General features: G+C 71.0%; 12 protein-coding genes. 8 read left to right on the forward strand and 4 right to left on the reverse strand.

Annotated features, from left to right (window positions below):
• Positions 1–114: 114 nt before the first annotated feature.
• Complete coding sequence (locus tag H181DRAFT_RS05095; protein WP_254666698.1) at positions 115–1644, reverse strand: beta-N-acetylhexosaminidase; 1530 nt, start codon at positions 1642–1644, stop codon at positions 115–117.
• Positions 1645–1991: 347 nt separating this feature from the next.
• Between H181DRAFT_RS05095 and H181DRAFT_RS05100 the strand changes: the two genes are divergently transcribed.
• The 6 genes from H181DRAFT_RS05100 (at position 1992) to H181DRAFT_RS05125 (ending at position 7461) form a co-directional block, all read left to right on the forward strand.
• The gene (locus H181DRAFT_RS05100) at positions 1992–2642 is read left to right on the forward strand and encodes a 2-oxo-4-hydroxy-4-carboxy-5-ureidoimidazoline decarboxylase (RefSeq protein WP_078895492.1); all 651 of its coding nucleotides are present in this window, start codon (positions 1992–1994) and stop codon (positions 2640–2642) included.
• 205 nt (positions 2643–2847) lie between these two features.
• Positions 2848–3228, forward strand: coding sequence for a succinate dehydrogenase, cytochrome b556 subunit (gene sdhC / locus H181DRAFT_RS05105; RefSeq protein WP_074467711.1), 381 nt, complete (start codon positions 2848–2850; stop codon positions 3226–3228).
• A gap of 5 nt (positions 3229–3233) precedes the next feature.
• Entirely contained in the window at positions 3234–3722 is a 489-nt protein-coding gene (locus H181DRAFT_RS05110) for a succinate dehydrogenase hydrophobic membrane anchor subunit (protein WP_045863109.1), read from the forward strand.
• Between the two features lie 26 nt (positions 3723–3748).
• Entirely contained in the window at positions 3749–5503 is a 1755-nt protein-coding gene (sdhA, locus tag H181DRAFT_RS05115) for a succinate dehydrogenase flavoprotein subunit (RefSeq protein ID WP_045862950.1), read from the forward strand.
• Positions 5503–6273, forward strand: coding sequence for a succinate dehydrogenase iron-sulfur subunit (locus tag H181DRAFT_RS05120; RefSeq protein WP_045862951.1), 771 nt, complete (start codon positions 5503–5505; stop codon positions 6271–6273). The genes sdhA and H181DRAFT_RS05120 overlap by 1 nt, the downstream gene beginning before the upstream one ends.
• A 216-nt stretch (positions 6274–6489) precedes the next feature.
• Positions 6490–7461 (forward strand): trypsin-like serine peptidase, encoded by a 972-nt coding sequence (locus tag H181DRAFT_RS05125; RefSeq protein ID WP_045862952.1) that lies wholly within the window; start codon positions 6490–6492, stop codon positions 7459–7461.
• A gap of 121 nt (positions 7462–7582) precedes the next feature.
• Here H181DRAFT_RS05125 and H181DRAFT_RS05130 read toward each other — a convergent pair whose 3' ends face one another.
• Entirely contained in the window at positions 7583–8572 is a 990-nt protein-coding gene (locus tag H181DRAFT_RS05130; RefSeq protein WP_045862953.1) for a GlxA family transcriptional regulator, read from the reverse strand.
• Positions 8573–8653: 81 nt separating this feature from the next.
• On the opposite strand from H181DRAFT_RS05130, the gene H181DRAFT_RS05135 reads away from it, so the two are divergent.
• On the forward strand, positions 8654–8893 hold the full coding sequence (locus H181DRAFT_RS05135) for a hypothetical protein (protein ID WP_045862954.1): 240 nt from the start codon (positions 8654–8656) through the stop codon (positions 8891–8893).
• Between the two features lie 84 nt (positions 8894–8977).
• On the opposite strand, the gene H181DRAFT_RS05140 is transcribed toward H181DRAFT_RS05135, so the two are convergent.
• The gene (locus tag H181DRAFT_RS05140; RefSeq protein ID WP_045862955.1) at positions 8978–9895 is read right to left on the reverse strand and encodes a transglutaminase-like domain-containing protein; all 918 of its coding nucleotides are present in this window, start codon (positions 9893–9895) and stop codon (positions 8978–8980) included.
• A 92-nt stretch (positions 9896–9987) separates the two neighbouring features.
• Here H181DRAFT_RS05140 and H181DRAFT_RS05145 point away from each other — a divergent pair, with 92 nt between their 5' ends.
• Positions 9988–11283 carry an acyl-CoA thioesterase/BAAT N-terminal domain-containing protein gene (locus H181DRAFT_RS05145; protein WP_254666699.1) on the forward strand — a complete coding sequence of 432 codons (1296 nt, stop codon included), beginning with the start codon at positions 9988–9990 and terminating at the stop codon, positions 11281–11283.
• A 252-nt stretch (positions 11284–11535) separates the two neighbouring features.
• Here the strand turns inward: H181DRAFT_RS05145 and rocD are convergent, their stop codons facing one another.
• Positions 11536–12741: an ornithine--oxo-acid transaminase gene (gene rocD, locus H181DRAFT_RS05150; protein ID WP_045862957.1), complete on the reverse strand. Its 1206-nt coding sequence runs from the start codon at positions 12739–12741 to the stop codon at positions 11536–11538.
• Positions 12742–12938: the final 197 nt, after the last annotated feature.

The following is a 12938-nucleotide window of genomic DNA, read 5'->3' on the forward strand; positions in this document are numbered from 1 at the left end:
GGCCGCGAACGCTGTTAGGAGTACGGGCCTGCCCCTGGCGTGGTGCGCCCGTTCTCGAGGGCGATCGGGGTCTCTCCTGTGGGGGGTGGCGACCCCGGTCGCCTTCGCATTTCCTCAGCTCGCGCGGATGGCGAGCTTCTTGAAGTCCTCCCAGCTCAGGGCCGGTTTCTCGGGGTCCCAGAGCTTCTGCGCCGTGGCGGCGAGAGGCATCCGGATGCCGTCGGCCACCTGCTGCGGCGTCTGCGCTCCGGCCCGGTCGCACCAGACCGCGAACCGACCGCCCGGGATGTGCTCCGGCCCGGACAACGATTTGGGCACCGGCTCGGTCCCGCGAAGGACCGCGGGCGTCCATTGTTCGTAAATGCGGCGACCTGTCGGATATGTGAAGTCGTTCGGCTGCCCCAGGACGTAGTAGAGGTACTCGTCATTGAGGTTGATCAGCTTCCAGCCCTCCTTCAGGTACTCCACGGGATCGCGCTCCCCGGCCTCCTTGCCGGTCCAGTACGCGATCTGCCGGTCCCGGTGCACCTTCACCTCGCCGCCCGCGTGGACGCCGTCGTTCCACACCTGGGGCTTCTTGCCCTCCTCGCGTACGGTCTCGGCCCGGTCGTTGAGCCACTGCGCGGCGAGGTCCTGGACCCCGGCCTTCTTTCCGTGCTCCTCGCGAGCCTTCTCGGCGAGCTGCGGATAGGACTTCTCGGGGTCCTCCTTCGCCAGGGCCAGGTACTCGTCGCCGCCCAGATGCCAGTACTTGCCGGGGAAGAGGTCCGCGTACTCCCGCAGCAGATCGTCGACGATCTTCGCCGCGCCGGGGTCGGAGATGTCGATCGCGCCCTCGGTCGGCTGCCCCGACTCGTCCTTCAGTTGCAGCTCCGGATGGGCCTTCAGCACCGCTCCCAGATGCCCCGGTGAGTCGATCTCGGGGATGACGGCGATGTGCCGCGACTCGGCGAGCTTCACGATCCGCCGCATCTGCGCCTTGGTCAGCCGCGGCGAGGAGACGACCTCCGGGTGCGACGTGCTCTCCACGCGGAACGCCTGGTCGTCGGAGATGTGCAGCTGCAGCTGGTTGAGCTTGAGGTCGCCCATCTCCCGGATCCGGTCCTCGATCCACTCCGCGCTGAAGTGCTTGCGCGCGATGTCGAGCATGAACCCGCGCTGGGGACGGTCCGGCCTGTCGCGCACGGTCCCGTCGGCCACCCCGCCCTGAGCGCGCACCGACTGCAGGAGCGTGCGCGTCCCGTAGAAGACGCCCGCGTGGTCGGAGGCCGAGATCTTCACCTGCCCCTTCCGGCTGGACAGTTCGTACGCCTCGCGACCGCCGCCCACCTCCCCGTCGAGAGCCAGCTCGACGTCCGCGGTGCGGGCGGGCCCCTTGGTGAAGGGCACGTTGAGCTCTCTCGCGAGCAGCTTCCCCTCGTCCGCGAGGGGGCCCTCGGGGTCGGCGACGACGCGGGTGTGGCGTGAGGGGTTCCAGCCCGGTCCGCGCACCGGCTTCCAGTCCCGCACGGAAGGAACGGCCGCCGGAGCGGGCCCCTTGCGGGACGGGCCGGTGGGAGTGGGCACGGCGGAGCTCTCACCGCCGTCACCGCCCTCGCCGGCGCCCGATCCGCCGTCGGAACAGGCGCTGAGAGTGAGAACCATCACGGCACTCGCCGCAAGTGCCACCACGGAGACCGCTCGATTCTTATGCCGCTTATGTTCCATGTAGATAGGCTATGACCCCTTTTCGGTCGCCACTTATTCGGTATCCGACGCGGAACATTCCCGTCCGAGTGAAATTCACATACTCGTCGTATCGCTCCCCCTCTCCGTCGTTACGGTGTCCCGCGGGGCCGACTGCACCGCCGGGACGGGCGCCGCACGGCGGCCCGGGCAGGCATCCGGCCGCGCCGCACGGCCGTGGCGGCGGACTCCCGCAGTCCGCTGTTCGCCCGTACCCAGCACTCCGACTCCGTACGTTCATTCGCGCGTCACCGTCCGAGGAGCCCATGCCTCTGCCCACCCAGCGAAGCGACGAGCAGGCGCCCGACACCGCCGAAGGCGTGGACGCGGCCCCTCCGCTGGCCGGGGGCTCGCTGCCCGTCCAGCCGGCGGCGCCGCTCCCGGCGCCGCTGCCACTCCCCCTCGGCCGGTTCAACGCCTCACCCCGCGACGAGACGACCGCCCTGCTGCAGCGCTGCTGCCGCAACCCGCGCTGGGCCGCCCGGATCGCGGACTGCCGCCCGTACCCGGACATGGAGGCGCTGCTGGCGGCGCTCGACGAGGCCAGCTACGACATGACGCCCGAGGACCTCTCCGGAGCGCTCGCCGCGGAGACGCCGCAGCTCCCCTCGCCGCTCGCACCGCCGTCCGCGGCCGGTCACGGCACCGAACCCCAGGAGCGCTCCGCCGACCAGCGCGGCACCCTCGCCGCCCACACCGCTCTGCGCGCCGCGCACTCCGCGTACGAGGCCAGGTTCGGCCACCCCTTCCTCATCTGCCTCGACGGGCACGACCCCGGGGAGCGGCTCGGCCAGGCGCTGGAGAGCGTGCGCTCACGGCTCGGCAGCGACCCCGAGGAGGAGCGCGTCGTGGCCGCCGAGGAGCTGCGCCGGCTCGCGCGGGGGCGGCTCCTGCGGCTGGTCGCGGCACCGCGCTGACCTCGGAGGGGACGCGCACCGGGGCCGCCGTCCCCGGTGCCTGATTGATCACACCCGCCCCACCCGGGACGGATGTACGGGGAAAGCGTCGCTACGATGGCCCAGGCCGGTGGACCGTACCCGGCCGGGCCCGACCGACACCGCTCCACTTCCGAGTCGAAGATGGCGGCAGGCTCTTACATCCGCTCCCGGAGGGTTTAGTTCCGTGCCGGCTGGAACGCTGTATCGCGGCCGGGAAGGAATGTGGTCCTGGGTGGCTCACCGAGTCACCGGCGTCCTCATCTTCTTCTTCCTGTTCGTCCATGTGCTCGACACCGCGCTCGTCCGCGTCTCCCCCGAGACGTACGACGAGACGGTGGCGATCTACAAGACACCGCTCGTCAACCTCATGGAGTACGGCCTGGTCGCCGCTGTGCTCTTCCACGCGCTGAACGGCCTGCGGGTCGTCGCGGTGGACTTCTGGTCGAAGGGCGCGAGGTACCAGAAGCAGATGCTGTGGACCGTGATGACGATCTGGGGCGTGCTGATGGCGGGCGCCTTCTACCCCGTCCTGCGGCACACCCTGCACACGCTGTTCGGGAGCTGATGACGATGTCGACAGAGACCGCAAACGCCGGTACCGGCGCCGCCGGGTCCGCGGACGGTGAGCGCACCTACAGCGTGGACAACCCGGCCCCCGTGATCGCTCCGCCCCGGGCCCGCACCGGCAGGACGCCGAAGGCGACGCGGGGCAACTTCGAGATGCACACCTGGCTGTTCATGCGGCTGTCGGGCATCGTGCTGGTCGTGCTCGTCCTCGGGCACCTGCTGATCCAGCTCGTGCTGGACGGCGGCGTGACGAAGATCGGCTTCGCCTTCGTCGCCGGCCGCTGGGCGTCGCCCTTCTGGCAGGTCTGGGACCTGCTGATGCTGTGGCTGGCGATGCTGCACGGAGCGAACGGCCTGCGCACGGTCATCAACGACTACGCGGAGCGGGACAACACCCGCTTCTGGCTGAAGATGCTGCTGTACACCGCCACGGTGTTCACGGTCCTGCTGGGCACGCTGGTGATCTTCACCTTCGACCCGAACATTCGCTGACGTACGTACGGGGCTGAGGTAACCCAATGAAGATCCACAAGTACGACACGGTCATCGTCGGCGCCGGCGGCGCCGGCATGCGCGCGGCCATCGAGTCGACGCAGCGCAGCCGCACCGCCGTGCTGACGAAGCTGTACCCCACGCGCTCCCACACCGGCGCCGCCCAGGGCGGCATGGCCGCGGCCCTCGCGAACGTCGAGGAGGACAACTGGGAGTGGCACACCTTCGACACGATCAAGGGCGGCGACTACCTGGTCGACCAGGACGCCGCGGAGATCCTCGCGAAGGAGGCCATCGACTCCGTCCTCGACCTGGAGAAGATGGGCCTGCCGTTCAACCGCACCCCGGACGGCACCATCGACCAGCGCCGCTTCGGCGGCCACAGCCGCAACCACGGCGAGGCGCCGGTGCGCCGGTCCTGCTACGCCGCGGACCGCACCGGCCACATGATCCTCCAGACGCTGTACCAGAATTGCGTGAAGCAGGGCGTGGAGTTCTACAACGAGTTCTACGTCCTGGACCTGCTGCTGAACGAGGTCGACGGCATCCGCAAGACCGCGGGCGTCGTCGCGTACGAACTGGCCACCGGCGAGATCCACGTCTTCCAGGCCAAGTCGGTCGTGTTCGCCTCGGGCGGCAACGGCAAGTTCTTCAAGGTCTCGTCCAACGCGCACACGCTCACCGGCGACGGCCAGGCGGCCGCGTTCCGGCGCGGGCTGCCGCTTGAGGACATGGAGTTCTTCCAGTTCCACCCCACCGGCATCTGGAAGATGGGCATCCTGCTCACGGAGGGCGCCCGCGGCGAGGGCGGCATCCTGCGCAACAAGGACGGCGAGCGCTTCATGGAGAAGTACGCGCCCGTCATGAAGGACCTCGCCTCCCGTGACGTCGTCTCCCGCGCGATCTACACCGAGATCCGCGAGGGCCGCGGCTGCGGCCCGGACAAGGACCACGTCTTCCTCGACCTGACGCACCTGCCGCCGGAGCAGCTGGACGCCAAGCTGCCCGACATCACCGAGTTCGCCCGCACGTACCTCGGCATCGAGCCCTACACCGACCCGGTGCCGATCCAGCCGACGGCGCACTACGCGATGGGCGGCATGCCGACCAACGTCCGCGGCCAGGTCCTCGCCGACAACAACACCCCGGTGCCCGGCCTGTACGCGGCGGGCGAGGTCGCCTGCGTCTCGGTGCACGGCGCGAACCGGCTCGGCACCAACTCGCTGCTGGACATCAACGTCTTCGGACGCCGGGCCGGCATCGCGGCCGCGGAGTACGCCTCCACGGCCGACTTCGTCGAACTGCCGGAGAACCCGGCCGCGTTCGTCGAGGGCGAGGTCGAGAACCTGCGGGACGCCACGGGCAACGAGCGCGTCGTGGAGATCCGCAGGGCGCTGCAGGAGTGCATGGACAAGAACGTGATGGTCTTCCGCACCGAGCAGACGCTGAAGGAGGCCGTCGAGGAGATCGGCGAACTGCGCAAGCGCTACCGGGACATCAGCGTCCAGGACAAGGGCAGGCGGTTCAACACCGATCTGCTGGAGGCCCTGGAGCTGGGCAACCTGCTGGACCTGGCGGAGGTCACCGCCGTCTCCGCGCTGGCCCGCAAGGAGTCGCGCGGCGGCCACTACCGCGAGGACTACCCGAACCGCGACGACGTCAACTTCATGCGCCACACCATGGCGTACCGCGACGTCGGCGACGACGGCACCGAGTCGATCCGGCTGGACTACAAGCCGGTCGTGCAGACCCGCTACCAGCCGATGGAGCGTAAGTACTGATGAGCACCGCAGTCATGGAACAGCCCGGCCAGTCCGGGACGGCCGAGCCCGCCGCGTCCGGCATGATCACCGTGACGTTCCGGATCCGCCGCTTCAACCCGGAGGTCTCCGCGGACGCGTCCTGGGAGGACTTCACTCTCGAGATCGACTCCAAGGACCGGGTCCTGGACGCGCTGCACCGGATCAAGTGGGAGCAGGACGGCACGCTGACCTTCCGGCGCTCCTGCGCGCACGGCATCTGCGGCTCGGACGCGATGCGCATCAACGGGCGCAACCGGCTGGCCTGCAAGACGCTGATCAAGGACATAAGCCCGGAGAAGCCGATCACGGTCGAGGCGATAAAGGGGCTCACCGTCCTCAAGGACCTCGTCGTCGACATGGAGCCGTTCTTCCAGGCGTACCGGGACGTCATGCCGTTCCTGGTGACGTCCGGCAACGAGCCGACGCGGGAGCGGTTCCAGTCCGACGAGGACCGGGCGCGCTTCGACGACACGACGAAGTGCATCCTGTGCGCGGCCTGCACCAGCTCGTGCCCCATCTACTGGAACGACGGGCAGTACTTCGGCCCGGCGGCGATCGTCAACGCGCACCGCTTCATCTTCGACAGCCGTGACGAGGCGGGCGAGCAGCGTCTGGAGATCCTCAACGACAAGGACGGCGTGTGGCGTTGCCGCACCACCTTCAACTGCACGGACGCCTGCCCCCGCGGCATCGAGGTCACCAAGGCGATCCAGGAGGTCAAGCGCGCGCTGATCACACGCCGCTTCTGAACTCGGGGCGCGTACGCGCCCGTCCGGCATCCGCACACGACGGCGCCCGGGGCTCGCGCTCCGGGCGCTTTCGCGTCCGCGGACCCGACTCCCGTTCAGCGAGGGCCATTTCGGGGCACGCTATCGACGCACAACAGCAACTCGCACGTCTACCCGCACCACTCGTCTGCACCACCCCACACAGCAGAAGGAGTACGCGTGAGACGCACCAGACGTATGCGCACCGGGGCGGGCGCCCTCGCCGCCATAGGCGCACTGCTCGCCCTCACCCTCCAGGCCACGCCGGCGAGCGCCGACTCCGGCACCCCCGCCACCAGCCAGAAGGTCTCCGAGTCGGCACGTGCCGACGCCGCGGGCCACTGGACCGCCGAGCGGATGCGTGCCGCTACGCCGGTCGAGGAGCTCCTCGACCTCGGCGCCCGCGTGACGGACCGCGCCACCGAGGAAGTGCGGCGCGGCGCCGAGTCGAAGGTGCCGCCACGGGCGCCGGAGAACGGCACCAAGGCCCTGCCCGAGCCGGGCGGCCCCTGGTCCGGCGGCGGTGACGTCGTACAGACCTCGGGACGGGTCTTCTTCAAGATGGGCGACCGGGACGCGTCCTGCTCCGGCAACTCCGTCACCAGCGACAACGGCAGCACGGTCATGACGGCCGGGCACTGCGTGAAGTACCAGGGCGCCTGGCACACCGACTGGGTCTTCGTGCCCGGCTACCACGACGGCGAGGCCCCGCACGGCAAGTGGACGGCCGCGGAGACGCTGACCACCCCCCAGTGGGAGGCCAGTGAGGACATGAACTTCGACATCGGGGCCGCGGTGGTGGACCCGCTGGACGGCAAGAAGCTCGCAGACGTCGTCGGGGCCCAGGGCCTGTCCTTCAACGCCGCCTACAACACCACCATGTACTCCTTCGGCTTCCCCGCCGCCGACCCCTACGACGGCGAGAAGCTGGTCTACTGCAGCGGCACGAGCTTCCAGGACGTGCTGCTCACCAAGGACCACGGCCTCTCGTGCAACATGACGGGCGGCTCCAGCGGCGGCCCGTGGTTCACGGAGTTCGACGAGGCCACCGGCACGGGCCTCCAGTCGTCCGTGAACAGCTTCGGGTACGTCTTCCTGCCCGACACGATGTTCGGGCCGTACTTCGGTGCGGAGGCCCAGGAGCTCTACGAGAGGGCACAGGCGGGCTGACGCAGCCCCGCCACCGCAGCTGAAACCCACGCCCGCGGCGCCGGGAGCCCTGAAGCCCAGGGGCTCCCGGCGCTCCGGCGTCCGCGGCCCGGCCCCGCCGTCCCGCACCGGCCAGGACCGTTCAGGACCGTCCCTGGCGGAGCGCTTCCGTGCCGGACGGGCCGCGGAAAGTGCGGCGGTAGGCGTTGGGGGTCGTGCCGAGGCGGCGGAGGAAGTGGTGCCGGAGAGCCGCGTCGTTGCCGAATCCGGCCCGGGCGGCGACGGCGTCGACGGTCAGGTTCGTCTCCTCCAGGAGGTGCTGGGCGCGGAGGATGCGCTGGCCCAGCATCCACTGGTGCGGGGTGGTGCCCGTCTCCTGCTGGAAGCGGCGCGCGTACGTGCGGGGCGCCATGTGGGCCCGGTCGGCCAGCTGGTCCACCGTGACCTGCTCGGTCAGGTTCTCCTCCATCCAGTGCAGGGAGGACCCGATCGCGTCGTCGCTCCGCTCCGAGGGCACCGGCTGCTCGATGTACTGGGCCTGACCGCCTTCGCGGTGCGGCGGCACGACCATGCGCCGGGCGATCGCGTTCGCCACCCGGCTGCCCTGCTCCCGGCGGACCAGGTGCAGGCAGGCGTCGATACCGGCGGCGGTGCCCGCCGACGTGACCACGGGGCCGTCCTCCGTGTACAGGACCTCCGGCTCGATCCGCGCCCTGGGCCAGCGCCGGGCCAGCTGCCGGGTGTAGCGCCAGTGAGTGGTGCAGCGCCGTCCGTCCAGCAGGCCGGCGGCGCCGAGTACGAACGCGCCGGAGCAGACGCTGAGCACCCAGGCGCCGCGCTCCGCTGCGGCGCGCAGAGCGCTCAGCAGCTCCTCGGGGAACTCCCGCTCCACGAAACCCTGTCCGGCCGGCACCACGATCAGGTCGGCCTCGGCGAGGCGGCCGACGCCGTGCTCGGTGCCGACGGTGAACGCCGGGTTGGCGCGGATGGGCGGGGGCTCGGCGGCGACCAGGGCGAAGTCGTAGACCGGCAGCCCCTGTTCGCTGCGGTCCATCCCGAAGACCTCTGCCGCGACTCCCAGTTCGAACGCGTTGACGCCGTGCGTGAGCGCGACCGCGACGTTTTTCAGCACACCACGAGTATGGCAGCAATTCAAGGTTCAGTGACAGATCTGCCACTGACATTCCGGGCACGTAGCGGCCACCGTATAGGCATGAACTCCGCATTCCACACCCTCATCGGGATCGCCCTGCTGACCCTCCTCCTGCTGGCCCCGGTCGCGGGAGCCCTCCGCGAGCGGCGCATCGACAGTCAACTGCGCGCAGCCGAGCGGGACTCGGCCCACGACGGCGCCACGGGCCGGCGTGCCCGGCCGCGCGCTTCGCGGAAGGAGGACCGGGCCGCGGCGCACGTCCGGGCGCCTGCCGCGCCGAACTGCACGGCCGGAGCGTGAGAGCACCGGCCACGGGGGCCGGCCCGGCGGTACGGACGGGCCGGTTCCGGCCCAGCAGCGGGTCGGGCCGGGTCCGGCTCCGCGTCAGGAATCCTGCCCGCCCCCGCGCAGCCGCACCTCGCACTCGCCGTCGTACGACTGGTACGAGGTGATCGTCTCCGGGACCCGGAGCCCCGGGGTCTCCAGGAACAGCGAGCGGACGCGCTCGAAGTCCGCCTCCACGGTGGCCTGGGCCGCCTCGTCCAGCAGGGCCAGCTCGGCCTCGCCGGGCTCGTCCTCGCCGCGCCGGCCGCCGTCGCCGACGCCCCAGGCGTCCCACGGCAGCACCTCGGCCTTGTTGAGCGCGGCGAGGTCCCGTACGACGTTGCCCCGCACGATCCACAGCCCCATGAGGCCGAGCGTGCTGACGCCGAAGGTCTTGGGATCCGCCTCCCCCGACCGGCAGCGGCGCCAGCCCTCCCCCGCGACGAGGAAGCGGTCGCGGGGTACGTCCAGGGGGTCGAAGTCGAGCTCGTACGCGGACTCGATGCGGGTGTCCGGCACGAACTGCGGGTCGCTGAGGACCCAGCCGCGTTCCGGGTGCACGTACTCCGTCACCCAGTGGTCGTCGTGGAAGCCGGGCGCGAAGTAGGTGGCGTAGCCGCAGCGGACGCGGGCCGGGGTGCCGGTGTGGCGGAGCAGTGCGCAGTGCAGGAGCGCGAAGTCGCGGCAGGTGCCCGCGAAACGGTCGAGCGGGCGGCGCGGTGCGGTGAGCGGCGCCTTGTCGAGCTGGGTGACGATGTCCAGGATGTCGTCTATGTAGCGGGTCTCGGCCTCGGAGCGGTAGCGCGATTCGGGCAGAGCGCAGCCGAAACGGCCGGCCTCTTCGCGGTGGATGAGCAAGTGTCGTACTAGCAAAGCGAGTTCGTCGGGGCTGCCGGGCAGCTCCGCGAGCCTGTCCGCCATACCCGGATCGCTGTGGACGCTCTGCGTCGAATAGAAGTCACGCTCTGCTGGCAGCATGCGCGACAGCGTGGCGGATTTCTCATCGGATTTCCAGCTGGGAGGAACGTCTGATTCCGCAGCCGCGGCAGATGGTGCGTATGGTGCCCGGCGTGGCACGTACAGGCAAAGCACGCGCAGTCCTCGGAGCCCTTCTGCTGGCCCTCTCCACGGCCTGTTCGGACGGGGCGGGCTCCGACGACGCCCGCCGGCCCGACACCGACCGGGCGGCGATCCACGTCGACCGCCCGTCCGCTCTGGCAGACGAACGCATACGCGTCCGCGTCAGCGGCCTCGGGGCGCACGACCGGGTCACCGTCACCGCCGGGGCGCGGGACCAGCGCGGCCAGCCCTGGGGCGCCCGAGGCCGGTTCACCGCGGACGGCGACGGCGAACTCGACCTCGACGACAAGGCACCGGCTCGCGGCCGCCCCTACGCGAAGCCCGACAGCATGGGCCTGCTGAAGGAGATGCTGCCGCAGCGCGGGCCGGGCGTGAAGATGATCGGCAGCGGCGACGCCTTCTCGTACCACCCGCCATCACCTGCCGAACAGCGCTCCTACCAGGTGCGGTTGACGGTGACGAAGGACGGCAGGCAGCTCGCGGGCCGTACGATCGAGCGCCGCTGGCTGACGGAGAAGGTCCGGCACCGCAAGCTGACCGTCGCCCGCGACAAGGTCGACGGAGAGATGTACACCCCGCCCGCCGGTGAGCGCAGGCGCCCGCCGGTGCTGGTCTTCGGCGGCAGCGAGGGCGGCAACTCCGGCGAGTACGCGGCGGCGCTGCTCGCCGCGCGCGGCCATCCGGCGCTGTCGCTCTGCTACTTCCGCTGCGGCAAGGGCTCGGGGCGGCCCGACGCGATCAACATGATCGAGCTCGGCTACTTCACGCACGCCGCGGGCGTGCTGGGCCGCGAGGCCGGAGCGGACCCGGAGCGGATGGCCGTGATGGGCAACTCCCGCGGCAGCGAGATCGCCCAGCTCCTCGCGCAGCGCCGTCCGTCGGTCTTCCGCGACGTCATCGCCTACGCGCCGTCCGCCAGGGTCAACGGCCCCTACCTGGCCGGGGCTTCGGGACGCGCCGCATGGGCCGACCGGGGACGCCCCGTACCGGCCGGGCCGATCCCGCTGGACCGGGTGCGCGGGACGGTGCTCGCCGTGGCCGGCGGCAACGACAAGATGTGGGGCGCCGCCGACGCCGCCCGCACCATCTCCGCCCAGCGCAACGCCCGCGGTGAGCGCCATGTGCGGGCCGTCTACCCCGGCGCGGGGCACCACGTGAACTGGTTCCCCTACGGGCAGCCCGGCCAGGAGGGCGGCGCGAACAGCAGCATCGTGGCCACCTCGGAAGCGGATCAGGCGGCACGGCAGGACAGCTGGGCCAAAGTACTGAAGCTGCTCGGGCACTGACCGCCCGCGGCCCCGCACCCCGCCACCGCCCGCGAACAGCCGCCGCCTGGCGGCGCCGTGAACGGCGGAAGGGGCCCTGGACGCGGTCTCCCGCGCCAGGGCCCCTTCAACGCTCGTGCGGGACGGCTCACCGAACTGCGACGGCCGAACAGAGCCGCCCGGAGGGCTGGTTCGTCTCTCGCGCACGAACTGCCGCCGCCTGCCCGGCAGTCGGGCGGCCCGTCCCCGGACGGCCGGGCCGCTCCCGCCGGTTCAGCCCCCGAGTACGGCCCTGAACTGCTCCAGGCCCCAGTCGAGGTCCTGCTCCGACACCACGAGCGGAGGCGCGATGCGGATCGTCGAACCGTGCGTGTCCTTCACCAGGACCCCGCGGGCCATCAGCTTCTCCGACAGCTCCCTGCCGGTGCCGTGCGCCGGGTCGACGTCCACGCCGGCCCAGAGGCCGCGCCCCCGCACCTCGCGGACGGCACCGCCGCCCACGAGCGCGCCGAGCTCGCGGTGCAGGTGCTCGCCCAGCTCCTTCGCGCGCTGCTGGTACTCGCCGGTGCGCAGCATCGCGACGACCTCCAGCGCCACCGCGCACGCCAGCGGGTTGCCGCCGAAGGTGGAGCCGTGCTCGCCGGGCTTGTAGACGCCCAGCACGTCCCGCGAGGAGACCACCGCGGAGACAGGGACGACGCCGCCGCCGAGCGCCTTGCCGAGCACGTACATGTCGGGCAGCACGCCCTCGTGCTCGCAGGCGAAGGTCGCGCCGGTGCGTCCCAGCCCCGACTGGATCTCGTCCGCGATGAACAGCACGTTCCGCTGCCGCGTCAGCTCGCGCACGCCCGCGAGGTAGCCGGACGGAGGCACCAGGACGCCCGCCTCGCCCTGGATGGGCTCCAGCAGCACCGCCACGGTGTTGTCGTCGAGGGCGGCCTCCAGCGCGCCGAGGTCGCCGTAGGGCACGATCTCGAAGCCCGGGGTGTACGGGCCGAAGTCCGCACGCGCCTCGGCGTCCGTGGAGAAGGAGACGATCGTCGTCGTACGGCCGTGGAAGTTGTTGTCCGCGACGATGATCTTCGCCTGCCCGTCGGGCACGCCCTTGCTGCGGTACCCCCACTTGCGGGCCGTCTTCACCGCCGTCTCGACGGCCTCGGCCCCGGTGTTCATGGGCAGCACCATCTCCATGCCGCAGAGTTCGGCGAGCTGCTCGCAGAAGTCGCCGAAGCGGTCGTGGTAGAAGGCGCGGGAGGTGAGGGTGACGCGGTCGAGCTGCGCCTTCGCGGCGTTGATGAGCCGCTCGTTGCCGTGCCCGAAGTTGAGCGCCGAGTATCCGGCCAGCATGTCGAGGTAGCGGCGCCCGTCGGCGTCCGTCATCCAGGCGCCTTCGGCCGAAGCGATCACTACAGGCAGGGGATGGTAATTGTGGGCGCTGCGCGCTTCGGCGGCGGCGATCAGCCCTTCCGAGGTGGACATCCGGGGTCTCCGTTCGTCTCGTATGGTCCCGCGGCCGCCCGCCGGGGCGCACGTTTTCCGTGCCGGCGGCGGGGGTGGCCTCTTTCTATCGTCCACCCGGCTGCCTACGCAGAAACCTTGCACTTGCGGCAGGGGTCCGGCGGACGGGCGTGACAGGCCGTACGACCGTACGGGAAGGCCTCAGGGGCGGGCGACAC

This window comes from Streptomyces sp. WMMB 714 (assembly GCF_900090125.1).
GTDB classification, from domain to species: domain Bacteria; phylum Actinomycetota; class Actinomycetes; order Streptomycetales; family Streptomycetaceae; genus Streptomyces; species Streptomyces daqingensis.

Coding starts and splice junctions, on each gene's coding strand:
- rocD (WP_045862957.1), bottom strand. CDS start 12,741: ATGTCCACCTCGGAAGGGCTGATCGCCGCCGCCGAAGCGCGCAGCGCC.
- H181DRAFT_RS05125 (WP_045862952.1), top strand. CDS start 6,490: ATGCGCACCGGGGCGGGCGCCCTCGCCGCCATAGGCGCACTGCTCGCC.
- H181DRAFT_RS05140 (WP_045862955.1), bottom strand. CDS start 9,895: ATGCTGCCAGCAGAGCGTGACTTCTATTCGACGCAGAGCGTCCACAGC.
- H181DRAFT_RS05100 (WP_078895492.1), top strand. CDS start 1,992: ATGCCTCTGCCCACCCAGCGAAGCGACGAGCAGGCGCCCGACACCGCC.
- H181DRAFT_RS05135 (WP_045862954.1), top strand. CDS start 8,654: ATGAACTCCGCATTCCACACCCTCATCGGGATCGCCCTGCTGACCCTC.
- H181DRAFT_RS05110 (WP_045863109.1), top strand. CDS start 3,234: ATGTCGACAGAGACCGCAAACGCCGGTACCGGCGCCGCCGGGTCCGCG.
- H181DRAFT_RS05120 (WP_045862951.1), top strand. CDS start 5,503: ATGAGCACCGCAGTCATGGAACAGCCCGGCCAGTCCGGGACGGCCGAG.
- sdhA (WP_045862950.1), top strand. CDS start 3,749: ATGAAGATCCACAAGTACGACACGGTCATCGTCGGCGCCGGCGGCGCC.
- H181DRAFT_RS05095 (WP_254666698.1), bottom strand. CDS start 1,644: ATGGTTCTCACTCTCAGCGCCTGTTCCGACGGCGGATCGGGCGCCGGC.